Genomic DNA, 24235 nt, shown 5'->3' with positions numbered 1-24235 from the left:
GCAGAAAAATAGCGCTTAAGAGTATTGCAGTACTGTAAATACCGGGATGAGAATAATTCCTATCTATGACGACGCACGAACGCTGGACGGGCCGCTCATCGACCGGCAGGCCGGCGCCATATGCATGAGGCCGCCCGGTGTCCTCGCCGCCCCGATCGATGCCGATCCCGCGCCCCGACCGCCGCCACAGGCGCGCAGCTGGCCACGCGCCCTGACGTAGCAGAATGGTGACCATTCCGGCGCATAAGGCGGTGCGTTTTTATTACTCTTGGCGTTATGTGTCGTTTCCCGCTTTATCCCGGCATACCCCCTTCCCGACGCCCCCCAAAACAATGCATAACCGTAGGCATGGGCGTGGCCAGCAACCACGCCAGCACCACATTGAGAACTCCATATAGCCGTCACGATCGTGTCTCTACGCTGCACTCTTCTCCCAAGACGGAGATATCTGATAGCTATCCGATAACCCAATCGCAGAAGTCACCACTTGGCCTCACATCACGTTGGGGAGATATCTATTAGTAAACTGGTAGCTATCTGATATCCCGTCCTGGTAGCCCTCCGAAACCCAAGTCGATATCGGATAGCTATCCGATACACGGCAAAATCCAAATAGCTCGCGAATCTTTCCTTGACCGACCTACGCGAAAGCTATCCAAGTGATATCGGTTAGCTATCCAGCACCCAACAGACACCAGCGCCAGAGCGCTGAAATGCTCCTGCAGATAGCTATCTGATATCCAATGTTTCAGTGCGAGCACGTCCAGCGTATGACGATCAAATGGATCGGATATCGGATAGCTAACAAAAGCGGACAGCACACATGACACGGCCCAAGGCGGCAACAACAGATAGCTATCCGATATCCCCATAGCTCACCGGCCAATCCGGCAATTCACTTGGTAGCTATCTAGTAGCCAACATGAAAACCGACACCAGATCATTTGAAACCGGGGTGGGAATCGGATACCAGATAGCTATCCAGTAGCCACAAAACAACACCGTAGAAAATGGATACCAACTAGATATCCATCTGATATCATGGTATCCATTGGATAACCGATAGCTAACGGATATCCCAGCGGATACCAAAGTGGTAGCCGTTTTCAACTAAGTGCCTTGCGAAACGCTCGGTGCCAACCCAAAGGAGTTGAATCGTGCCTGTCATCGTCTTCGTCAGTCCTAAAGGTGGTGTTGGAAAAAGCACATCCGCAGTACTGCTGTCGCAGGAACTAGCAAACCATGCTGATGTTGGTCTCCTCGACGGCGACCCGAACCGACCGTTGACTCAATGGGGGAAGGGCGAGCACAAGCCCGAGCGATTGACGATTTACTCGGATGTGGACGAAGAAAACATCCTCGACGTCATCGATGAGGCAGCACAGAAAAATACCTTCACCGTCGTAGACCTTGAAGGGACGGCCGCCAAGATTGTTTTGTTAGCGGTAAGCCAAGCGGACCTCGTCATCATTCCGACACAGGGATCACAGTTGGATGCCGAGCAAGCAACACGAGGGCTCCGCGTCGTCAAGCAGCAAGAAAAGATGTCGCGTCGAACAGTCCCTTACCGCATTCTTCTGACCCGAACCAGCGCGGCCATCCGAACACGAACGATGACTCACATCATCGCGTCCTATGCTGCTGCCGGCGTTCGAGTCCTCAGCACCGAAATCGTGGAGCGCGAGGCATTCAAAGCGATGTTCTCTTTCGCTGAACCCCTGTCCCACCTGGACAGATCGCAAGTGTCAAACGTTGATAAGGCCATTGCGAATGCGGAAGCCTTTGCCGCAGAGGTAATTTCCATCTTGCGCGAAACTGCACAAGAAAGTTCGAACCAACAGGAGGTGGCGTAAATGTCGACCCGTATCGATCCAGCTGCGGCATTAAAGGATCTCGGCGATTTCGCCCCGCGATCGGCTGGCCAGCGGCGCGATGTCCCGCCGGAGATGATTGAATCGCTTGCGCAGACAGAAAATTTCCCGAGTCGTCGTCCAAACCAGAATACCTCGCCCGAGCCGAAGCCGACAACTGCGTTAGCTCCGACGAAGCCGGCGCCGAAGTCCACAGAGCGCCCGCAGGACCCCCCTCGCCATACCCCTCGACGGTATCGAACAGGTCGTAATCAGCAATTCAATATTAAGGCGACGTCCGAAACCATCGAGCTTTTCCACGCGACGGCGGATGACATGGAGATTCCGCGGGGCGAATTGCTGCGCCAGGCTTTGGACGCATTCCTCCGAGAACGCGCCGGTCGGAAGTGACATCGGATATCTACTAGATATCCGATAGCTATCCATGTGCACTAACAAACCGCACGTGGACGGCCGGAGTGGTACTCGTGGCAGTTCGATATTCAGTGACCCAAGGGCATTTCAGCGTGCGGCCTTCCGCATGATTGCGAGCGACGGGATGCCCTTGGACGACAGATCAAAGACGTGTCAGTGTGATTGTGGCCGAGACCCAGCGCATCGCAAGCGGGAGCCATGATCTTGCACCAATCGGTTTCGGCTTGGGTGACGCATTGCGTACATTTCTCAACGGTCCGTTATCGCTCGAGACCTTAGAACAATATTTTCTGCTACTGGCTACCGCGTAGCCACCCCTCAAGCTCGACCACAATACCCAGAGTGACCAAGGGCACCTAGTTTCCATGCTGGCCGTATAGCCGCGATTTTCGATTCACGTGGCTCCAGACCCCTCAGACAGAACACCGAGCCTCCCTGAGAGGCTTTTCGCGTGTCTATGGCCCATCTTGGGATGGGGCGAGCCCCTTTGTTGGTTAACGGGGTTTAGACACTGTATGTCCATCAGGGTATCAGGGCCGGTGCGAGCACACGAGCGCGTTGAGCGGCAGCGCCGGCTTGCCGGCGTTGGCGATCTTATCGCGCCGTTAGCGGGTGGCCGGGACGGCCAGGCGCTTACGGCAGGCCTCCTCGAGCATTGAAATCGGACTGGTGTTGTTCAATTTCAATTTGAGGTTTTGGGGGAAGGGCAGGGGAGTGTTTTTTAGGGGATAGGGCAGGCGATGGGAGGGGTTTTGGACAGGGGGTTGTTCCCGCGCCGTAGGCGCGCTGTTGTTCTTGCTATCGTGTGAAGAACATGTGCCTGTGGATAAGTCGGGGGTAACGTTTTAAATAATATTCTCCGTTTTAAAACCGTTTTAGCCCCACCAATAGCCTTGTTCTACGGGGCTTCCAGCGGTGCTATTGGTGTGTTCGCCCGGTCTATTGGTGGGGTTTCCCGGTTTGTTGGTGGAGCCGCCCGGACTATGGTGTAAACACCCGGCATTATCCACAGGACCGTCCCCCTGGGAGCCCCTAAACCTTACTGGTGGAGCCGCCCGGTTACGCAACTGCACCTATTGGTGGAACGGCCCGGTCAAGGATTCAAGGGCTATTGGTGGAGTCTCCCGGTCATCCCAGACACCTTATTGGTGGAGCGGCCCGGTTACGAACCTACGCCTACTGGTGGAGCCGCCCGGACATGGATCACTCACGGGCTAATGGTGGAATTTCCCGGTCCTGCACCTATGGCTATTGGTGGAACCGCCCGGTTACGACATGGACACGCATTTCGGCGGGCTTGCGCAGAACTGGTGGAGCGGCCCGGCTCAGAATGCCAGGTTGCCTTGAGGGTCCGGGGTGAACTTGAATCGAAGCGCGATGACTTTGCGGCCAGCTTTCACCGGGATCCATTCCACGATCAATCCATTCTTCTCCTTCATCTCCTTGACCGCTGGCTCAATCACTCTCAGGCGCAATTCCTTGAAATTCGCGCGCGCGGTCGGAGTGGCTTCGATCGCGTCGTGGAATTCACCGATCTGCGGCGACCAACGCCCGGCACCCTGCCACGACTTGAGGCACTCAAATAATCGCCACGTGTAGATCGATCGATAGGCTGCCGCATGCTTCAGCTTGTACGTTGTGAACTCCTTGCGTAACCCGAACAAGAAGGGCACCAAGTCGGGGTGCCAACGCACTTCCACATACCCTTCGCCTTTGGCGTACTTGCTGGTAATGACCCAACTGCGAACTTCCCTGACCGTTCCGCGACGAGTCTGCCGCTCAACAACCACCTTCGGTTGTTGCAGTGCTGCTGAACTGGCTTGCAATTGTTCGTAAGCCGTGTCGAGGGTTACATCGAATGTTTCAGCGTATTCCATCGCTGTCAGACGAACAGTTTGCATACGCTCGTCCATCAGACCGCGCGCATCCGTGCTGTCTGTCTTGGCAAGCGCAGCGGCCACAAAACGCTTCTCAGGTAACGTCAGCCCCTGGGCAGCACGAGTCAGGGAGTTCGTCATGGTCACATTTCGATCAGCGATCGCCGTTTGGCTGTTCGGCTTCGCTGTCAAAGTTTTTTTCTTCATTGGTGTGACTTCCCGGATATTGGTGGGTGCGCATACGATAGCACCAATAGGCGCTAGTGCGCCAGTGGGGGTCCAAATCTGTAGCGCCCGGTCGTCGCGTGTGGCTGCTGATTGCAGCGATTCCAGTGGTGTTTCGTTCAATTGTCGGCTCCTGAAGCGACTATGCGGCTGACCCACGTTCAAGAGGTCACGGTGCCGACACTCGCCGGCGGAATACTCGGCATAACGTCGCCTAGAGCCCATCGAATGTGCTCAAGCTTCTCGTTAGAGGTCAGGTCGTTCAGTGCTGCCATGTAGTCGTCCGATGGACTTGACGGTACAAGATAGACGGCTGTCTGCCTCGGCTTCGTATCACTCAGGATGACGCTGGCCAGAGGCTTGGAGGAGGGCAAGTTGTACTTCTGCCCCTTGACGAACCGTCGCCCGTTTTCTACCAAACCATCGACCAGGGTCTTTTCGTCAACATTCGCAAAGGGGATCCACTTTTCAGTGGTTACCATCAGCGCCATTTCTTCTATGTGGGCGACTCCACTGCTGTCGAGGCTGAACGTCGCGATGGTGACGAGGTGGATCTCGGGATATGCGTTCCACAAGCTCACCTCGTCACTGAAAACCTTCAGGCGCTGGTTTAACCCCTCGCTGATCATGAAAAAGAAGTCCGGCATTTGTTTGAGCACCATCTTCTTGCCGTATCGTGCCCCGGTGACTTCTTTGACCTCGCCGATGACGATAAACAGCTTTTGCCCCGGCCGGTCCGATTTATCGGTATGGGAAAAGAACGCCCGCCGCCGCTGCGCAATAGCCTCCTTGCGATCCACGTAAAAGGGCTCCGGGATGAAGAGCGCAGACGGAAGGTGGAGCCCTTTCGTGAACTTCCCCTGCGCGGCTTGAGTGAGATACTTGTAGACCGTCGCCCAACTCCGTTTGTCACTCATTGCAGGATTCCAATGAGAAAGGCGAGACTCATCCCAAAGGAAGTGCAGTAGCGAACGGATCGTCAGCTTTGACGCGTCCGCCTTCACACTGCCCGGCTCCGATTCTGAAGGCGCTGGCGGGGCTCGGCCGGTGATCTTATTCAGTGCGAAGTCGAGCCTGAGCATAGTCGTGCCATCATCGACGTCTTCTTTGATTGCGTGCCCCAGAACCTCCCCCAGTCCACTTAACTCCGGAGGATGTTCGTAGGAGTCACAGTCGGGAGAATGTTCTGGCCCCGACTCTGGCATGCGCTTGATCTGAAAGTGCCCGGAGACCTTTGACACGTACATGGGAATTCCAGGCTGCGCCGGCGTCACGCATAGGCACAGCGGGCGTGTCTTTGTCTGGTGAACTCGCGCCAGTGCCGCTTGCAGCGCCGGATCGTCCTCAGAAAACTCACGGCCATCGATAGAGAATCGTTGCATTTGTCGCTCACAATGCTATGACGCCGAACAGAGGTTACTAACTGCCGGCATCGGTGGATGGGTCAGCCGCGATCCTGAGTTCGTTTAAGTGTGATTTGCTTGGTGTCGCCAAGCTCGGACTGAATCTCGCGCGAATGCGCAGACCGTTCGTTCGGGCGATCCCTCTCAAGCGCCTTAAACTCGAGGGAGATCCTCTGCCCGGCGGTAACTTCCCGGCTGAGTTCAGATCTGTCGAACCGCACCGCGTCACTCTTACCTGTCTGTACGAGCACATGCTCGTCTGTCACTTCGATAACTTTGCCGACAATCTGCGATCCCGCCTTACTCGAATCAGTGATCCGAACCGGATGAAGCAGTTGGCGCCCATCGCCATGCTCCTTGTTATGGGCGCCGTTCAGAACAGCCGCTTCGCGACCTCCTGGCGCGACTGCTCGTTCTCGTTCATCTCCTTGATACCGCGCATGGCGTTGTTGATCCATTGCTCGGTAATCGCGCGGGACGAGTCCTGCTGCTTGTCGGTAGGCTTCGTCGTTGATTCGTCCGGTACTCCGGTAGTGCTCGATTGCGGCAAGGAGTCGTTCTTGGATTTGCTCATTTGTACCCTCAGATCTCAAAACTGAAACATTCTCGAACCCACGTAGATGAACAGGGTTGGCTCGATCCCGGACATCGATAATATCCAGCGCCAAATCGTTACCGAAGTGAGCACCTAACTGATCCAACGATTGCGGAAGGCCACCTTGAATCTTGGCTATTGTGGCGATCGGGGAACCTCGCCCCTCCTCGTAAAACCGTCGAAGCGTGTTTTCCAGAGCATCTTCCGATCGTGCATGCACCACGATAATGTTTGCTCGAAATCCCGCTTCCAATACTTGCCTAATCTTCGCCACGCTCGTGTCGAAAGACGACATCTGCCCCTCAAACAACTCGTGCGCGTTCCGGGGTAGCTCATTCTCCTTGAGCACCATCGACGTCTTTCCGGCCCCCGGCGAACCGGTCAAGAAGTAAACCGTGTCCCGACCTTCCTCCCGTGCCCGCTCAAGATTCTGCGAAAACAATGCGGAAGACAGGACGGCCGCAGTGTTGTGAACAGGTATGTTGTACCGATTCCGAGCCGCCGGCGATTCACTGTAATCCGAAAACGTCTCCTTAAATAGATCAGCCGAGACATACCGGCCACCAAACGACCGAACGTCTTCTACATAGGCCTGAATGAACCTCTCGGGTGCGGACTGTGCTGACTCGATGGCACTTTCCTGGACGCGCGCCCTGTCAGGTTCATCTAACGGCACATATCGAATCTTTTCGAGCTCCAATGTTTTCTACTCCGTATCAGTTTATGGAGGGCACAGTGCCGGGTTGCAGCTGTGCAACATGTTGAGTTACTATCGCGTCGAACAGATTATAATTTAAAAAATCGAAACGCAGAAACGTACCAGATGGGAAACATCAGCCGGGGTCGTCAATGAAACTTAGTCAGGCGGTTCAGACAGCAATTAAAAATCGCACACCTGTCCTTCTCGCGATGATTGCTGTCCTTCAAGTACTCGATTGGCACAGCACGCTCACTGCCCCTCCAACCTCGACGGAGGCGAATGACCTCCTTGTCTGGCTCGGGCGGTTCATCGGCTTCAGCCTCGCGGTGTCCTTGATCAAGCTCGCCACAATGGCTGCCGTTGCCGTTTGGTTCCTCTACTGGCGGAAGCACAAGGGCGTTTACGAACTCGAATTCACCGTTTGCCTTTCACTGGTCGTGCTGTTCTACGGCCTGGTGATCTTCAACAACTACGCCCAGCAGGTTTGATCAGAATTCGCTGCCAAACCAAGAATCCGAAAGTTCCAACAGCAAGGCAGGCACTGGGCGTGCCGCGCAGCACCACGTCAAACTCACCAAGGAATAAACAGATATGCGAACTCTCTGGAAATTTTTAGCAGCGTCGGTTTGCTGCGCCTACGCACTCAGCTCGCATGCGGGCTTCAAAGAGGATTTCGTCAAGAAATTTCCCGCTGCACAGGGCGCGAAAATTGAGCGGGCATTCCCCGGCTTCTACTCAGTAGTGAAGGGGGGGGAGATCTATTTCGTCCGCGACGATATGTCGATCCTGATTGCAGGGAATGTCGTAGACCTGAAGAACAACCGGTCGCTGACAGCAGCCCTTCAAGCGAAGAGCGAAGAAAGTCGGCCCAAGCTCGACGTGTCGCAGCTCGATCTCAACGATGCCATCAAATTCGGCAACGGCTCCCGCCGTCTGTTTGTCTTCTCCGATCCCGATTGCCCGTACTGCCGGTCGCTCGAAGGCAGCCTCAGCCAGCTCACCGACGTGACCATCTACATCTTCCCGTTTCCACTGGCTCAACTTCACCCCAACGCACCTGGTGTTTCAGAAGCGATCTGGTGTCAAGCGGACCGGGCACAGGCGTGGCGCGATTACCAAGATCTCGCCAAGCTCGCCGCTCCTGGCCAGTTGATGGCGTCTTGGCGTGATTACTTGCGAAATCACGGGCAACCCGTGCAGCCCGTATGTGCAAACCCCATTGCTCGAAATCTCGCGCTCGGAGAAAAGTGGCGAATTGCCGGGACTCCCGCGCTGGTGTTCGAAGATGGTGCGTTGATTCCCGGTGCAGTGCCGGCAGAACGCATCGAAGCGCAGCTTGCGAAGTCACACACGGCGCTGAAGGGGGCAAAGAAATGAACGTTCGCCTCGTCCTCGAATCCTTGGCGACACGTGGCCCCAACACGGCGATCCATGTGGCGGCTGTCGCACTGGTCGCAACAGGCATGTTCATGCTTGCCACCGCCAGTGGCATGGGGCCTGTCGCTCCGTTCTTTCTGGCGTCGGCGTTCTACCTTTTCTTCGCTGCGATAGCTACGGAACTCGCCCTCGGTACCTTCGCGCTGGTCCGCTTGATTGCGCGGGCCGGGTTACGACGGGGCGCCCCATGAAGCGGCTGCTCACGGCCGCTGCGTTACTAGCGACGCTCGCATTCAACGCAGCTCACGCAGGGATTGACGATTGCTTTGTTCGCGCTGCGGCGCAGCGCAACTTGGACGTCAATCTCTTACGTGCGATCGGGAAAGTGGAGTCCAATTTCCGACCACACGTCGTCAACAAAGACTCCAATGCGATCGGCCTGATGCAGATCATGCCGTTCCACCTAGGGTGGCTGAGAAAGTACGGCATCTACGAACGCGATCTGTTTGACGCCTGCACCAATGTCAACGTCGCTTCAGTCCTGCTCGCCGACTTCATCAGAATGTATGGAAACACCTGGCGCGCTGTTGGGGCCTACGGCGCTGGCATTAAGCCGGACAAGGAGAACGCCAGGAACGAGTACGCGAAGCTGGTCAAGCGTGCATACGAGAACATCAAGCATCCAATCCAGCCCCCCTCCAGCCGGGCTCGAAGTCCATCCCAAGCGCAACAGTCGCGCCCCACCTTGTTGGTGCTCCAATGAAACCCATCCCCCTCAAGCAACTGGTGCTTGCGGCCATTGCCGTGTGCTCGACCGCAATCGCAATCGCCGAAGATCTGGGCGTCAAATCGCAAACGTACACCCTTGATCGCGATGCCGCCGAACAGATGAAGGACGTAATGCGGAAGAAGCAAGCAAACGGCGAACTTGACCGCTTCTGGCAAGACTATCGGGATCGCACGATAGCTTCGATCAAGAATCCGGCCTCACTCGGTATCAAGAGCGACTACACCAATGCGACGGAATTGCGCTCACTCAGGTTCGCCATTCCCAGCGACTACAAAGATCAGACTGGCCGGGTCATCGTAAAGCGCGGAACGATCATCGAGCCTCTCAAGATCATGCCGCTAACGACGGGACTGATCTTCATTGACGGCAACGACCAGAGGCAGGTTGCGTATGCGATCAAAAGGAGCCAGACCGAGTCCTTGAAGATCGTCCTTACTGCTGGCTCACCGTATGCGTTACGCGTGAAGTACCGGGATGTCCCGTGGCACGGTGGGATGGGCGTCCCGTTCTATTTCGACCAACGAAAGATGATCATCAACAGCCTCTCAATGCTCTACGGCATCGAGATCAATAGAGTGCCTGTGGCCCTGTCGCAGCGTGGTGACAAACTGGCAATCGAGTTTGGAATGGGAGGAGCAAATTGACGAAGCTCATCCGAATCATCGTGGCCGTCCTTGCTGGTCTTTGCATCACCAGCACAGCGCAATCTCAACAGATGTGCAACGGCAGCTTCCCAAACCTCATCACCGACGTCTGCTACGACTGCATCTTCCCGATTTCGATCATGGGGGGGTTCGTGAACCTCGGCGGATCGAGCGAAGACTACTCCACAGGCGTGAGCGGCGCGCCAATCTGCGTGTGCGCCAACAACCTGGGCGTTGGTACACCAGTGTCCCTATGGGAGCCGCGCTACATGGTGGACACAACGAATAAGCCGGGCTGCATGCCCTTGCTTGGCGGGATCGATATCAATACGCCATACAACGCCGCGGAATACGGCGGTGAGAAGACGACTACAGGCGCTCTCAAAGGGAGGCGAAAGTCTGCCTTCATGCATGTCAACGAGTATGTGAACCCCATCATGACGGCGTTAGGCGTAGTGGTGAACAACCCGTGCCTCGACAATCGGTCGTTCGACGTGCCGTTTCTCAGCTGGGCGGATCCAACGTGGAATGACGATGCACTTTCGCTGATGCTCACCCCCTACGCATATCCGTTCGCCGGAGTACCCAGCGTAGCAGCTGAACTGCCGGACGCTATCTCTGCGACTGTGGGATTCCCGTTGGAAATCCTCTTTTGGGTTGCCGGAGCGTGGGGACCCATGTACCCGCTCAATGGGAACGTGGCCATCGCAAATACGCCGGAGCAGGTATCGCACCTGATGATTGCCCGTCTTTTCGCCAAGCTGCACGCAGCAGGGGCAGGGCAAGCAACGGCTGGCCAGGAAGCACTCAACTCGTGCGGTGCCTTGGGTGTTCCTCAGCTCGTCATGGACAAACGCCAATACAAAACAAACCGCGTTTTCCCTTTCCCAGACAACCTCTGCACACCTATTGGACGGCCGCTCCCATTCCAAGAAATGGGAGCAGCTCGGCCGCAGGACAAAGACTACGGATACATCGTGTTCCAGCGGAAAGATTGCTGTGCAACTACGTCATTGGCCAACTAGAGAACAAGCATGAAAAAGCTCCTCAGCCTTATTTCACTGACGCTGGCCGTTACCGGGGTCAATGCGCAGCAAGCAGACGCGCCATTGCTCCAGTCGATGACCGCGCCATGGAACACGTTCATCTTTATTTCGACCGACATGCCTCAGCAGTCAGTCATTGCGCTGGCACGCGAGGCCAGTCTGTCGCGCTCCGTCATCGTTCTTACTGGATTCAGTGGTGGGGATAACACGCTGACCTCAACGCAAGCTTATGTCGCTCAAATCAACAACATTTGCTGTGCAAAGCAACCGGGGAGATGGATCGTAGACCCCGTTTTGACGAGGAGGTATCAGGTGAAGACGGCCCCCTCCTTCGTGGTCGCTCGAGGAAGTGGGGAGGCCGCAAGTGAGTACTCGAAGGTGTCCGGAAATATCAGTCTGGCGCAAGCCCTCAAATACTTTGCGCAGGATTCCAAGATTCAGGCTGCACGCGACTATGCGAAGAGCGTGTACACCAACACATACGGCAACAAATTTTAATTTCAATACGTCCTTTTTAGATTAAAATTTAATTTATGAAAATCTACGGCGTACTGATCTTGTTGGTATCGAGCGCAGCCAGCGGTAGTGCGATGGCTGCCACAGGCTCGTCAGTGAACTTTGCGGAGCAGGGTCCGTACTCGGGAGGCGCGGCCGTCGTCGTGCCACCGAATGCTGGCATTTACGTCTATTCGGTGGATGGCATCGATGACGGCAGGCGAGCCCAGCGATTCATGCTGGGCAAGGTCCCCCGCCAGAACTTCGTGCTCTTCAGTGCTCAGGAAGAGGATGCGCTGTTCCGAGTTCGAGCCGCAAAGCTCGCGGAGATTGAAGCCGCCCGTCGGAAGTCCGTAGTCAGGCGAGCGTCGGCGCATAAAAACGTCCAATTGAATTGGCCGAAAGTAATCGTCGTTGGCGACCGAACGTGCGTTCCCACGCCGAACTTTGCCAACTCTCTTGATTGGAAAGAACACTTGGTTTGCTGGAGCGAAGGAGCCGAACGTGTCGAGTAAGACCTTCCACATTCCCAAATGGGGCGGCGCGGAAAGCGCCTTTTTGGGTGTCGAATTCAAAGACACCTACATCTTGATTCTGAGTATCTTCGTCGCGCTCGTCGCGGGGAAGGTATGGGGAACCGGCGCGTACCTTGGCATCCCGTTGGCGGGCTATTTCGCGAACAAGCAATACATCCAATGGCGCGACCAGCGCCTACCCGGCTTTATCCGCGTCGAACTCTACAAGTACGGGTTGGCAAAGTACTCGAAGGGCTTCCGATCGCAGCGGGAAGCATTCTCGGGCGATGCACGAATTATCAATCCGGGTTCGGCAAGGATCGTAGCCCGTCTCACAGACGTCGAAGAGTAAAGGGATCGTCCATGGAAATCGCAACGCGGAACAAGTCGCTGGCGGAACTCAGCAGAGATAACAGACGCCTCACCGCCGCCGTCGCACTGATCGCCGCGGCCATGTTGGTGCTATCGATCAAGGTCTTCTTCACGAACGAGATCATCGTGAATCAAGTTCCTGGAATGCCTAACGGCGCAAAGATCGAGAAGAGCGGTATGGATGTCGGCGCCAAACAGGCCATCGTAGTAGCCGTCACGACAATGCTCGCCTCTGTAAATCCGAGCAACGCGGAGAGCATCAAACACTTCATTCAGCCATTCCTTTCACCTGACGCGTACACAAAGGTCAGCAAGGCAATTGACGACAAGGTGGCGACGTTGCGCACTCAACGGGAGCTTGGAAGCTACTACTTCGTCACTCGGGGCTTCGACCTGGACGAAAAGCTTGGTCTGCTGTTTGTGAAGGGCGATCTGCACACAGTGAACGCGGCCAAAGACACGTCGGAACCGTGGGTCTTCGAGTATCCCGTCAGCTTTTCCAACTATCAGATGGTCATCACCGACGTCGTCTCGTATCCGGGTGACCGTGTTCGTAACAGTAAGTGGATCGAGGCCCAAACGAAAAAATGATTACCAGATCGCTCCGACATATCCCCGCGCTGCTTGTCGTCCTGCTTGGGCAGCTCGTGGCGCCTTACGCCCGTGCCGACGGGATGCCCGCGACTGCAGACTTCGCCCAACCCGGACCGGTCGCGTCGAAGCCGACGCCGGCGCCGCCGAAGGCAAGCAAGAAGGGACGGGATCCGCTGAAAGTCGATCACTCGATCGCCGTGAAGGACACCCCGGCTAAGGAAATCGATCTTCCTGGCGTGCTTAAGGTGCCCGGCGAAAGCCTGGACACCATAGACCCGTCCCGTGCACAAAGGGTCAGCTGGACGAACGGGGGATCCCAGACGGTCTATCTGAGCGTCGATGAGCCGAACCGTATCCAGTTGCCATTCAAGAATCCGTTCATCGTGCAGACCAGCGATATCAAGATCGAGCGGCGTGCGTCGGGCAACAATATTTACGTCTACTGGCCCTCACTGCCGGCCAAGCCGCGCCAGATCTTTATCGAGCCCCCTGGCGGTGGTCCCGCCCTTGGACTGCAACTCGTCCCCAAAGAAATTTCGGCACAAACAATCTTGGTTACCGACGACACCGGTACGGTTTCGGGCGGACAACGTGCTAAATCCAGCGGTGGCGACTACATAACGCGCATCCAGGACGTCATGGAAACGGTAGCGCGCGGCCGCTCGCCGGACGGGTACTCCCAAGTCGAAATCAGCCTTCCGCCTATCGCAATGAACGGGCTTGTAGTCACGGTCGACTCCCGCTTCAGCGACCGCGAAGGCGATGTGTATGTGTACACCGTCCGCAATCCGGGCCAGGCACGTGCCACATTGCGCGAGCAGGAATTTGACGGGCCGAACGTGCTCGCGATCAGCATCTTTCCGAAGCCTGTCCTCGCGCCTGGCGAGAAGACCAAGGTCATCGTGCTCGCACGAAAGCGTGAGGGGAAGTAAGCATGGAGACACCGTCGTTCATCTCGCAAAAGAAGCAGGAATGGCAAGACATGCCCCCGATGTTCCGCGCGCTCATCGCCGCGGTTCTGATCGGGGGAAGCGGGTACATCCTTTACAAAAAGATGACCGCCCCTGCACCGGCCCCGAGCACAGCCAGTGCATTGCCTACCCAGGGTGCAGCTTCTGCGCCGGTATCGGCGCAGGCAGCGCCGGCGCCGCAGAGTTTCGCCGGCGTTTTGCCAACAACCTCGCGTAATCAAGGGCTCGAGGATCTGTCCGCTGAAATCCGTGCTCTAGGACGACGCATGGATGCCATGGCTCAAGGTGCGCCAGGGGGCAATTCTGCAGGCGCTCAGATGGGCAACATCACGGTGGTCACCCCTGCGGGTGGCGCATCTGCTGCGTCCGCAGCGCCCGGATCCGACGCAACGGCACCTTCGGGTCCGGGCAAGGACCTCCCGGCGGCAGTGAGCTTTGATCGAACAGATCCCAATACCGCCCGCGCAGCCGCACCGAACCAAGGTGCCGGATTTCCCGAAGCGAACCCTGCACCCGCTGAACCGTCCCGTCCGATGATGGTGGCAGATGCAGTGAAGCAAGAGCCGAACGAAGACGAGGGAAGCAAGCGGCCCGACCTCGTGTTGCCAAAGTACACGGGCATTGAAGCGGTGATGCTGACCGGCATCAACGCCATGCCCAGCGGCTCGAACGGTGGTGCTGCGGGCGACGTGAAAAAAATGGAGGAAGTTGGCGCTCCGTTCGTTTCTCGTGTGAAGGGGCTCGCGATCATGCCCAACTCGTGGAAGTCCTCCGATCTGCAGAACTGCTTCATCGGTGGAGGAGCGGTCGCAGTCATCAGTGCCGAACGCGCCTACGCGACTTCGCAAGCCATTAGTTGCATCTTCAGCAACGGCGAAGTGTTTGAAGGAAAAGTGAATGCATACGCGGTGGACATCGACGGGACCCTCGGCCTCGCAGGCCGTGTAGTGAACAAGCAGGGAACCATGCTCATGCAATCCGCGCTCAGCGGTATGGCCGCCGGATTGGGGTCTGCGCTCGCACCTCAAGCAGTGCCGTCCTACAACACGAACACGGCAAATGGCCAGCAGCAAAGCTACACATTGCCAAACCCGGCTTACCTCGCCGGCACGGCGGTCGGGCAAGGCATTAACCATGCCGCCAGTCAGCTCTCCCAGTTCTACCTGAATTTCGCAAAGGAAACGTTCCCGGTTGTTGAAGTGACTGCAGGCACACGAGTGACCTGGATTTTACGGGAGCCCGTTGTGCTCAAGAAGAGAACCGCAAACAAGGATGCACAGAAATGAACCACAAAGGACCACTCCGACAAATTGCCTTGCTGATCGTCTGCGCATCAACCACGGTCCTCGCGGCATGCTCAAGCGCGTTCAATCCGATCGGCACAAACACTTACGACTGCAACAGAAAACAAGACCCCAGCAGCGTTTATTGCCGGAGCTTCCGAGCGGTCGAAGCGTCGACAAACGCCGAGCTACCGGATACACGCTTCGACAAGGAGATGGAATTCAGCGCTTACGACAAGGCAACCGAGATTGCGCCCGTGACAAATGGTGCCGAATCACCGTTGAAATCCGGGTCGGGCAATGTCCTGATGACAGGGTCGAGCGGGCTTCCCCACCTCGGCCCACTTCAACCGCCACCGCAGGACGGTGCTCCTGTGCGCGAGGGTCCGGTCATCCAACGGACTTGGATCAAGCAATTCGTGGACGCAAATGACGTTTTGACGGCGGACACGGTTGTCTACAAAGAAATCATCCCGACTCGCTGGGCCGGTTTCAATGGCGGCGACCCGACCGGCATGCAACGCGGGCTATACCCGCATCGTGCCACTGAAACGAAGGTGTCCAGCAACGTCCGTCCGAGCACTGAGCCGTCGGTTGAACCGACACAGCAAACCAATTTCATCCAACCTGGCGCGCAAACGCCGGTTGATGAACATCCCCGAGGCAGTGTATCGCCGACTTCTATGCCGCAGTAAACAAAGAGGAAACCATGAAAATCGAAGCTACTCAACCCACCCTGCAAACTTCCGAGCGCTCGTTCGTTCCGGTCGCAGCACTTGTCCTTACCGTTGGCGCAATGCTTATCGCTGTCGGTGCCATGAATGGCGGCACCGCACTGGCTGGCAGTGCGTGGGACGCGTTTGTGGACACCTGTAAGACCGTATTGGGCAGCACTTTCATCATGGCGCTGATCATGATTGCTCTGGTCGTAACCCTGTGGCAACTCGCGCACGGCGGTGGCTATCGCAACATTTCCGTGCTTTTGGGGATTCTGGTTGTTGGCCTGATCGGGCCGTCCCTCGTCCAGACCGTCGCTACCGCCACAGGCACACCGATTGAAGCACACGCTGTGACGACGATCGTTACTCCCCAGTAACTCGCCAGTCACCGAAACACGCATACGAAAGCGTTGAAGCGCGATGTCCCGTCAGGGCACATCGCGCAACACATTTCCTGAGACAGCCACCGTGAACCTCATCGCAAAAATGGTTAAAGGGCAGCAGTTTAAGTGCCCTATCAGCGACGTTATCAACCTGGAAACGTACACCAACGACTCAAACCTGGTCGTCAGCAAAGCTGATTCGGAAAAGGCGTACGTGGGCGCTGTCTATCGCATGAGCCCGTTGTCGGGTGGGGGAGGCGAATTCAGCACGGTTATTCAGAATGCGTTCAAGTCGGTCCCCGATGACTCTGTAATTCAAGTGAGTCTCATCGTGCAGCCGGATCACGAGGCCCCCGAAACATTCGCTCAAGGTAAAGAGCAGGGTGGTGAAGTCGTCCAACACCTCATCGGTCGGCAAAAGAAGCTGTTCACGGACGCGCTAGTCACCGGCTCCCTAAGCGACATGCCGATCCTGAATTGCCGCACGGTGATCATTTCCTTGGCGATCCCGAACAGGAAGGTGGACGACAACACGCTCGAGGAAAGCGAACACCTCCAGAACGAGTTTCTGGCAAACATCAGGGACGTCGGCTTTCAAGACGTCAAACGCCTGAGCGCTCGCGAGCTTGTAGGCGTATATCGCTGGTTCTCTCGCATCTATGAACCGAACGTCGACGCCGCGCTGGATCCACTGATGGAGTTGAAATATCAGATCTTTGGGCCAGACGAGACCTTCAGCTTTATTGACACCCGATACGGCGTGTTCAATGACGACACCCATTGCACAGCCGTCACGGTGAAGTCCTATCCGGAACAACCGTTCCACGGGATCATGAATCTCGTGAGCGGAGCCCCATTTAACAAAGGACCGACGCGAGAAGGCGGCGGGCAACGTCTCGATACGCCGTACATCCTAACCACGACAGTGCGCGTGGCGAACCAGCGTAAGGAATGGGATCGAGTCGAGTCCGCGATCAAGTCTCGCTCAGTCGTACAGAACATCCCTATCAAGTTGGGCGTGGAAGACCCCGCCGCAAAACTGAAGGATCTCCTGGCGCTGAAGAAGCAAGCCGGAGAGGACGGAAACAAGTTCGTCCACGTATCCACCAATGTATTCCTCTTCGGCAGAGCCCGTGAGGAAGTTGTCCGCGCAGCAGCCACCGTCAAAGGAACGCTCGATAAGCTCGGCTTCGACTCCCGCCAAGTAACCGGCACGGGACTTGTCCGATGGGCACAAGCGCTGCCGCTGAACTTCTCTTCTGGGGTTGCGAACAAGATCGCCGGCGAAGCCATTACTACCGCTTCTGAAGTGGGATGCCTGCTCCCGGTATATGGGGACTACCTCGGGAACGCAAACAGGACGTTTACTAACGCGGGCGCCGCCTACATGACACGGCGCGGCAGCGCACTTTATTTTGACCCGTTCATCAGCAACTCAAATTACTGCGGCGTGATGGCCGCGAAATCAGGTGCCGGCAAGTCGTTCAACCTCCAGTACCAGATTCTGTGCGATCTGGCGGCGGGCAGAACGGTGATGCTCTTCGATAACGGTCGAAGCTCGAAGAAGTTCTGCGCGTCCGTCGGTGGCGAATTCAACGAGTTCGGTGGCAGGTCCGGGTTCCGCCCGTCCCTTCAACCGTTCACGGGGCTCTCTGACGACGAGTTTGATGAACAGCAGGAAACGATCACGGCCTTGCTCGTCATGATGGCCTATGACAACGAGCCCCAGGATCCGGGGGCTCGCATCGCCACCAATGAAGCGGTCAAAGCTGCATGGGGGAAAAGAAGCAACAGGGCGGAAATTTCCGACGTCATTGACTGCCTGGTGAACATCGTTGAGCAAACGCGCGAAGACAAGATGGTTACCCAGGTGGCTACCGCGGCAAACAATCTGATTCCGCGGCTGCGTGCCTTCATCCAATCGCCAACTCGCGGTCCGTATTTTACCGGGCCCAGCACCATCGACCCTCGGAAGCAATTCACCGTTTTCGAATTGGCTGGACTCGGTGACGACGATCACCTCAAGCGGTGCGTGCTCTTCTGCTGCATCAATGTGTTGATGACTCGGATCAAGACGCTGCCAGGGCAAAAGCGGATTTGGGTAGACGAATCGCTTGACCTTATCAAAGTCGAATCGGCAGCGGCAGCTATGGAAGGCCTCTATCTGAAAGGCCGCAAGGAGAAGGTCGCCGTTTGGATGATCATCCAGTCACTTCTGAAACTCTCCGAGTTCCCCGCTGGCTCGGTCATTCTTCGTCAGTCGGCTTGGAAGGTGATCATGGCGCAAGAGTCCGAGGAAATCGATGCAGTTGTCGAACAAAAAGTCATGACAGCGTTCGCCAATGACCCCTACTTTAATCGATTGCTCCGAAGCGTCGAATCGAAAAAGGGGCTTTGGAGCGAGATGCTCATTATGGGCGAAGAGACGTATGAAGTATGTCGCCTCTACGTTGACAAGTTTACGGGCGCACTCTTTAGCTCCGAGGGCGACGCCAAAGATGCTGTCTTCGAACTGATGGAGCAGGGCATGAACGTTCTTGACGCTGTGGCGCAAGTGATGGGAGACACCCGCGATCGCCGTGCCCGATGGATGCAAGAGTTCATTCAGGTCTTCACCGGTAGAGAGGGCATGTCGCGCAAGGAAGTCATCAACGAGCTGAAGGAGTTGTTAAGTGAAAAATCCCATTAACACCGGCGGTATCACCTACCCGCTCGCAGTGCTTCTTTGCCTGATTGCATATGTTCTTGGACACCAAACTGCATCGCCCGCAAGGAACATCGCCTTTGCAGAAAAAGGGGCGGTGCTCTTGGAGGCGGCATTGGATCGGCCCAACCGTACCGAGCAGCAGATGAAGACCGAGATCGCAGCACCAATCAGGGCGGTTCTCCGCAGGTATCAGGAGCTTGGGTATGTGGTAATCGACGCAAGCCGGAATGACGACGGTGATATGACGATTGCGGCGATTCCCGCAAATGCGGTCGACATCACGAACGAACTCCGTGCTGCAGTCAATCTACAGCAACAGCCCGCTGCCACACTCGCTCCGGCTCCCGGAGCACACGAAGGGGTCGCACGTGAACAACGCACTGAGTGACACGCAAGCCGCGCCACGAACGCCCAGCGAACGACGCAGATTTTTCACGTTTCTCGCCGCCATGCTGCTTCTCGTTGCCTGCTTTTGGGGGAAGCCAATTGTCTCCTTCGGATTTGATCCTCAAGAAGAACGATGCCTCCCCGACCTTCATCTGGCGCTTCTTGTCCATCACGCGCCGACAAAGGTCAAGGACGGTGACTTGCTGTTCTGGTCGCCTAGTGGCTCGTTATCTGGCTTCAAAGAGAAGTTCATTTTGAAGCAGGTTGCCGGCGTACCGGGTGACCGGATAACGATTCGAGGCGAAGAGGTGCGAATCAACGGCAAGACCGTCGTGCGTGGGTTTCCGCTCGCAAAGGCGTATCACCGAGAAGCGAAGGAATTCGAGCGCGACGAGATCATCCCGGACGGCAAGTATTTCCTTATCGGTGTACACCCGATGTCGAACGACTCGCGCTATTGGGGCTTCCTCGACGCCGGCAGCGTCGTTGGCTTCGCCTACAAACTGTTTTGATCCTACGGACCTATGCCGGCTACCCATAACCTCCTCATGACCGCGCTGCTTGCGCTCGTTGCGGCAACTGTTTCTTTCGGTGCCGTAGGGCAGCAATACACCTCTCGTGGCGACGATTACGGCAATGCCTTCGTCAACTATCAGCCCTATGTAGTGCCTGGCCAGCCGGATGCTGCTGATGAAAAAGCACCCGCGCCGGCACCAACTGCTCCCAAGACCGAGAGCGCGCCGAAGGCCGACGGCAAGCAATCAGTGAACGTTGAGTTCCTGCGCAAGGCATACCCGATGCTGGAAGAACGGGCAATTGACAATCCGACGGACGAGAACGTTTCCGCCTATATGTACGCGAAACGGATCGTAATGGATAAAGCGCAGCGCTTCAGCGAAGCAGTCACAAGGGTGCTTCGCAAAGATCCTGTGCTCGATGAAAACAATCGTGTGCCATACGCATCAACTGGGGCACTTGCCGTGCGCAACGCAAACTATCAAGCGCAGCAAAAAGCGGTTCAAGAGATGGCTAAAACGGGCGGACTTGTTGTTTTTGTGGATGGCACCTGTCGATTCTGCGCGATGGAAATCCCCGTCCTCGAGCGGCTGAAGGCGGCGTATGGACTCGAGCACGTCGTGATTTCGCTCGACGGCGCCAAGCCGAACGGATTCAAAGGGAAGCTCCTGCCCGATAACGGGCTTTTCCACAAGCTGGGGCTCAAGCTGACGCCCTCGATCGTGTATGTGCCGCGCCCCCAAGCGTACACGGGACACTCGGATCCCAATCAATACCTTGTGGTCTCCCAAGGCTTCTACGCAGAAGACGAATTGACGAAGTTGATTGCCTTCGCTGGCCACGACACAAAGCTACTTAGTGCCGATGTGATGCGTGACCTGGATGTCTGGGACCGTGGCGTCGCCACCAACACTGACCTCAAGGGATTGAAACTGGACCCCAACGAGCCGGGAACGTTCAGAGAAGTACTTCAGCCCTACCTGCTAAAGCAATACTAGGAGTCGATCATGCGTATAAAAAGAATTGTGGCCGCTACCTTCATTGCGCTCGCACCAGGGCTCGCATCAGCTGGCATTTTCGCCGACCTTGGCTCGATGGTGATGAGCAATACGACCGCTCCAGGCACGCTGTCCACCAAGGATCGCACCGGCGTCTTTATGGGGGGCTTCGCGATGCGCACGCCGATACAACCGGTCAACCTGGTGACCTTTGACCCCCCTCGTATTGACGCGGGATGTGGTGGCATCGACCTTTTCGGTGGGTCGTTCAGCTTCATCAACAGCCAGCAGCTGATTCAGATTTTTCGCCAAGTCGCAGCCAATGCAGCCGGCCTCGCTTTCAAAGCAGCAATCAAGGCAATCTCACCTTCGTTGGACGCACTCATCACTGAGTTTCAGACGTTGCTGCAGAACATGAACAATCTGGCGAAAAACTCCTGCCAGATGGCGCACCTGCTGATCGACCCCGCAGAGAAGGCGCTTTCGAATGCTGTGAACGGGGACGGCAACACTGGCGCAACGAGTTCGAATATGGTCACCGATGTGTTTGGTGGCCTAACAAGCTATCTCTCGCAGGCAAACTCGTACCTAAAACAGCAGTCGGCCAACAACCCAAAAAGCGGCAACGCCCTAATCAAAATGGCTGTGGCCTCCGGTGGAACCGCAATCATGGGGCTCGCGGGCCTCGGAAATACTGACGGCAGTACAGATGATCCAGCAAACCCGAACAGCCTCAACAACAAACTGCTGTACGCGCTGCTTGGTTACAACATCGACGCGGTTCCGTGCAACAGCCTGAATCAGAGTGGTCAGGGGAATACCACGAGCAACCCGGCGAACAACAGCCTCGGCAAAGTTGCCTGCTCTGGGCCTGCACTCGTGTCTCTTAATGACCTGATCGAGGGCGGCGGTACCGGGTCGCTGCGACCGGACCTGCCGCTCAATCTGTATCAGTGCGTCAATCCGGGCGGAAGCGTATTCGGCGGTGTTGACAACCAGATTTGTACGCAAATGCAAGTCATCCCCTTCAACTATCCGGGCGTGAAGGGCTGGGTCAACACGATGCTATTCGGAACGCCTGACCCGGCGAACACTATCCTTGCCACATCCATTGTCGGACTGGCGAACAGCGGTGACGCGTCAAAACTCACGGTGCAGCAAGTTCAGTTCATGCGCCAGGCAGGCGTCCCTCTGTCCGCACTTCTCGCGAAGACTGCAAACCCGAACACTCGTGTGGCCATTGCACAGCGACTTGCACCGCACATTGTTGAGTGCGTTGCTTCACGCCTCGGTGAAGCGCTTTACAAGGGTGCAAACCTCATCCAGACGTCGACGGGCTACGACCTGACCGACGATCAGAAATTCAACATCCGTCAGCTGCGATCGGACTTCCTTGGCAAGCGCGATGCTTGTGAACGCAGCGACGCGATGTTGAAGATTGTCACTGAGCTGAATGAAGGGACGAAGTTCACCGCATCCAACCTTAAGTAATCTACCAACGGTGACATTGTGGCCATTCCGACACTAACTTATTACTCTGTCAGCGCAGACCTGACCACGCTCAGTGCCGTTCTGAACGGAGTGGCGATGGTCTGTAAGCAAAACGCGATGATCTGGGGATTCGCTGTCCTCGTCGCGATTTGGCGACTGTTGTCCACGGTCACGACCGCGACCCTCCGGAGCCCTAGCGGCCAGGGGGCCGCGACGCTCGCGACCGGGCCTTTGCACGCACTTATGCCGCTTGTGCTGGCAATGCTGCTCACCAATCCGATGTTGCAGGGCACCGTCCAGATTCAGTCCAGAAACACCGGCGCCGTTACCAAAGTGGATAACGTCCCGCTGGCCATCTCGATCATCCCTGCAGGTGCCAGTCAGCTGTCAATGGATCTGAACGAGGTATTTGCCACCGCGTTCCAGACCGTGGACATGGAGTATCCGACCATCTCGGCTACGACCAATGGCTTTCTCAATCCACTGAAGACACTTTTGAGCGCACGGACAGCGATGGTCCGCCTGTCGGGCATCGACTCGAAGGTCAAAACGGTACTGTCTTCGTGCTTCGGACCTGACTCAGGCACCGACTATGCGAAAGTGCAGGACATGGTTCTGAACACGGGAAACACCGGTGCGAAAGCGGCGCAGTCGATTGCCATTAATGGGGTGAACCCAACGTCAGTGGGCGCGCTGCTCTATCAGGCTTCTCTGAACACAACGGGTCTGGTGAACGACGTCGGCATGAGTGACTACGACTTCTTGCCATGTCCAGACGCTGCCTACAAGGTGGCTGACGATATTACCAATGCGCTCAACAGTCTTGAGTTCACTCGAGTGGTTCAAGGTGCGGTCAACGGGATGGACCAGAAGCTGCCGAACGCAGACTACAGCTTCAACTCCATTGCATCCCAGTACAACGCGATCGCGACCGCGAACACACTTGGCGGCGTCTTCTCCGGAGGAGCGGCTCAAGCGAATGCTGAGTTCATGAACCTTTTGTTCGCTGAGATGGTTCAATCCGATCTGAACTGCCTTCGGGCGTTTGGTGAGAATTTGAGTCAGTGCCAAGCGACTGCACTCCAGGCTGCGGAAATCGAGCGTAACAACCTGCAAAATGCTGCGAGCGAGGTACCGATGCTGCGCTACGCGGGCAGCTTCGGAAATCAGCTGATCGCTCTCATCATTGGCCTTGGTCCGGTCATTCTGATGTTGATGATGTTCGCCGGCACCGAGGCCGGAAGGTGTGTGAAAACGGCTGCCCATATCATGGTGTGGCCGCTGCTCGTGGTCAATGTTGGTGCCGAACTTGTGAATGCGATGCAAACCATCGAAGTCGCGAACTTCCTGCAGGCACTCAGACAAGGAGGGTGGATCTCTCAAGCGAGCACTTTCGCGGCCTACAAGGAGCTTAGCCTTCAAATCGGTGTTGGGTCGCACGTCATGGCCAGCCTCCCGGTCTTGATGAGCATCATCTTTGGGTTGGGGCAGTCGTCAATGATGACCAGCGTTGCTGCCACGATCGCTCCCAAGAGTCAGAACACGACCGATAACGTGGCGCCGGCCCCTTCCGCCACGCGCCCGATGTTCGAAAACTCATCGATCGCGCAAGCCACTCAATTAGCAAATGGCCAAGCCAGCCTGAAGATGAACGGAGCGCTAGACGCCGTTTCGGCAAGCTCGACGTTCGGCAATCAAGCACGAGAAGCCACCCGCTCATTGACTAAGGCTCAGACACAATCAGAGTCCATCGAAGCTGGCCAGCAGAATCTAAGGCAGTGGACCGAGGCTGCAAGAAGTGGAAGCTTCGAATCGTTGGGAGTCGACAATGCCACAGGCCAGGACATTGTCAAAAACTGGGA

At 56.4% G+C, this 24235-nt stretch carries 24 protein-coding genes; 21 read left to right on the top strand and 3 right to left on the bottom strand.

The window, feature by feature from the left end:
• The first annotated feature begins 1157 nt into the window (after nucleotides 1-1157).
• Together PAQ31011_RS25350 and PAQ31011_RS25345 are read left to right on the top strand one after the other, a co-directional pair.
• Nucleotides 1158-1853, top strand: coding sequence for a ParA family protein (locus PAQ31011_RS25350; protein WP_150578391.1), 696 nt, complete (start codon nucleotides 1158-1160; stop codon nucleotides 1851-1853).
• Nucleotides 1854-2261 carry a hypothetical protein gene (locus PAQ31011_RS25345; protein ID WP_150578390.1) on the top strand — a complete coding sequence of 136 codons (408 nt, stop codon included), beginning with the start codon at nucleotides 1854-1856 and terminating at the stop codon, nucleotides 2259-2261.
• 1349 nt (nucleotides 2262-3610) lie between these two features.
• Here PAQ31011_RS25345 and PAQ31011_RS25340 read toward each other — a convergent pair.
• The 3 genes from PAQ31011_RS25340 to PAQ31011_RS25330 all read right to left on the bottom strand — a co-directional run bounded on the left by PAQ31011_RS25340 (nucleotide 3611) and on the right by PAQ31011_RS25330 (nucleotide 7085).
• Nucleotides 3611-4510 (bottom strand): replication initiation protein, encoded by a 900-nt coding sequence (locus tag PAQ31011_RS25340; protein WP_246179786.1) that lies wholly within the window; start codon nucleotides 4508-4510, stop codon nucleotides 3611-3613.
• 38 nt (nucleotides 4511-4548) lie between these two features.
• A complete protein-coding gene (locus PAQ31011_RS25335) occupies nucleotides 4549-5769 on the bottom strand; it encodes a DUF1173 domain-containing protein (protein WP_150578389.1) in 1221 nt (406 codons plus the stop codon).
• Nucleotides 5770-5831: 62 nt separating this feature from the next.
• Nucleotides 5832-7085 (bottom strand): zeta toxin family protein, encoded by a 1254-nt coding sequence (locus tag PAQ31011_RS25330; protein ID WP_150578388.1) that lies wholly within the window; start codon nucleotides 7083-7085, stop codon nucleotides 5832-5834.
• A 149-nt stretch (nucleotides 7086-7234) separates the two neighbouring features.
• Here PAQ31011_RS25330 and PAQ31011_RS25325 point away from each other — a divergent pair, with 149 nt between their 5' ends.
• From PAQ31011_RS25325 to PAQ31011_RS25240, 19 genes are all read left to right on the top strand, one after another.
• Entirely contained in the window at nucleotides 7235-7573 is a 339-nt protein-coding gene (locus PAQ31011_RS25325) for a DUF5658 family protein (protein WP_150578387.1), read from the top strand.
• 103 nt (nucleotides 7574-7676) lie between these two features.
• On the top strand, nucleotides 7677-8462 hold the full coding sequence (locus PAQ31011_RS25320) for a DsbC family protein (RefSeq protein ID WP_150578386.1): 786 nt from the start codon (nucleotides 7677-7679) through the stop codon (nucleotides 8460-8462).
• Between the two features lie 247 nt (nucleotides 8463-8709).
• Nucleotides 8710-9225, top strand: a complete 516-nt coding sequence (locus PAQ31011_RS25315; protein WP_246179784.1) for a lytic transglycosylase domain-containing protein — start codon at nucleotides 8710-8712, stop codon at nucleotides 9223-9225.
• Nucleotides 9222-9896 carry a conjugal transfer protein gene (locus PAQ31011_RS25310; protein ID WP_150578385.1) on the top strand — a complete coding sequence of 225 codons (675 nt, stop codon included), beginning with the start codon at nucleotides 9222-9224 and terminating at the stop codon, nucleotides 9894-9896. The genes PAQ31011_RS25315 and PAQ31011_RS25310 overlap by 4 nt, the downstream gene beginning before the upstream one ends.
• Nucleotides 9893-10921, top strand: a complete 1029-nt coding sequence (locus tag PAQ31011_RS25305; RefSeq protein ID WP_246179783.1) for a TraU family protein — start codon at nucleotides 9893-9895, stop codon at nucleotides 10919-10921. Before PAQ31011_RS25310 ends, PAQ31011_RS25305 begins: the two co-directional genes overlap by 4 nt.
• A 9-nt stretch (nucleotides 10922-10930) precedes the next feature.
• The gene (locus PAQ31011_RS25300) at nucleotides 10931-11440 is read left to right on the top strand and encodes a TrbC family F-type conjugative pilus assembly protein (protein WP_150578384.1); all 510 of its coding nucleotides are present in this window, start codon (nucleotides 10931-10933) and stop codon (nucleotides 11438-11440) included.
• Between the two features lie 35 nt (nucleotides 11441-11475).
• Nucleotides 11476-11952: a hypothetical protein gene (locus tag PAQ31011_RS25295; protein ID WP_150578383.1), complete on the top strand. Its 477-nt coding sequence runs from the start codon at nucleotides 11476-11478 to the stop codon at nucleotides 11950-11952.
• Complete coding sequence (locus tag PAQ31011_RS25290; RefSeq protein ID WP_150578382.1) at nucleotides 11942-12304, top strand: hypothetical protein; 363 nt, start codon at nucleotides 11942-11944, stop codon at nucleotides 12302-12304. Before PAQ31011_RS25295 ends, PAQ31011_RS25290 begins: the two co-directional genes overlap by 11 nt.
• 11 nt (nucleotides 12305-12315) lie before the next feature.
• On the top strand, nucleotides 12316-12915 hold the full coding sequence (locus tag PAQ31011_RS25285; RefSeq protein ID WP_150578381.1) for a TraE/TraK family type IV conjugative transfer system protein: 600 nt from the start codon (nucleotides 12316-12318) through the stop codon (nucleotides 12913-12915).
• Nucleotides 12912-13850, top strand: a complete 939-nt coding sequence (locus PAQ31011_RS25280; RefSeq protein ID WP_150578380.1) for a TraK domain-containing protein — start codon at nucleotides 12912-12914, stop codon at nucleotides 13848-13850. The genes PAQ31011_RS25285 and PAQ31011_RS25280 overlap by 4 nt, the downstream gene beginning before the upstream one ends.
• A 2-nt stretch (nucleotides 13851-13852) precedes the next feature.
• A complete protein-coding gene (locus tag PAQ31011_RS25275; protein ID WP_150578379.1) occupies nucleotides 13853-15175 on the top strand; it encodes a TraB/VirB10 family protein in 1323 nt (440 codons plus the stop codon).
• Nucleotides 15172-15867 (top strand): TraV family lipoprotein, encoded by a 696-nt coding sequence (locus PAQ31011_RS25270; protein ID WP_150578378.1) that lies wholly within the window; start codon nucleotides 15172-15174, stop codon nucleotides 15865-15867. The genes PAQ31011_RS25275 and PAQ31011_RS25270 overlap by 4 nt, the downstream gene beginning before the upstream one ends.
• Nucleotides 15868-15881: 14 nt before the next feature.
• The gene (locus PAQ31011_RS25265) at nucleotides 15882-16268 is read left to right on the top strand and encodes a hypothetical protein (RefSeq protein WP_150578377.1); all 387 of its coding nucleotides are present in this window, start codon (nucleotides 15882-15884) and stop codon (nucleotides 16266-16268) included.
• A gap of 91 nt (nucleotides 16269-16359) precedes the next feature.
• Nucleotides 16360-18963 carry a TraC family protein gene (locus PAQ31011_RS25260; protein WP_246179782.1) on the top strand — a complete coding sequence of 868 codons (2604 nt, stop codon included), beginning with the start codon at nucleotides 16360-16362 and terminating at the stop codon, nucleotides 18961-18963.
• Nucleotides 18947-19369 (top strand): hypothetical protein, encoded by a 423-nt coding sequence (locus PAQ31011_RS26810; RefSeq protein WP_246179781.1) that lies wholly within the window; start codon nucleotides 18947-18949, stop codon nucleotides 19367-19369. Before PAQ31011_RS25260 ends, PAQ31011_RS26810 begins: the two co-directional genes overlap by 17 nt.
• Nucleotides 19350-19880 carry a signal peptidase I gene (gene lepB / locus PAQ31011_RS25255; RefSeq protein WP_246179780.1) on the top strand — a complete coding sequence of 177 codons (531 nt, stop codon included), beginning with the start codon at nucleotides 19350-19352 and terminating at the stop codon, nucleotides 19878-19880. The genes PAQ31011_RS26810 and lepB overlap by 20 nt, the downstream gene beginning before the upstream one ends.
• 36 nt (nucleotides 19881-19916) lie before the next feature.
• Nucleotides 19917-20882: a conjugal transfer protein TraF gene (gene traF / locus PAQ31011_RS25250; RefSeq protein ID WP_246179779.1), complete on the top strand. Its 966-nt coding sequence runs from the start codon at nucleotides 19917-19919 to the stop codon at nucleotides 20880-20882.
• Between the two features lie 9 nt (nucleotides 20883-20891).
• Nucleotides 20892-22373, top strand: a complete 1482-nt coding sequence (locus PAQ31011_RS25245; protein WP_150578373.1) for a conjugal transfer protein TraH — start codon at nucleotides 20892-20894, stop codon at nucleotides 22371-22373.
• Between the two features lie 18 nt (nucleotides 22374-22391).
• Nucleotides 22392-24235 (top strand): conjugal transfer protein TraG N-terminal domain-containing protein (locus PAQ31011_RS25240; protein ID WP_150578372.1); only part of this gene is annotated, 1844 nt, incomplete at its 3' end.

It is taken from the genome of Pandoraea aquatica, from assembly GCF_902459565.1.
GTDB lineage: Bacteria > Pseudomonadota > Gammaproteobacteria > Burkholderiales > Burkholderiaceae > Pandoraea > Pandoraea aquatica.
Note: the sequence above shows the minus strand (reverse complement) of the source record. Positions and strands in the feature narration are given on the sequence as shown.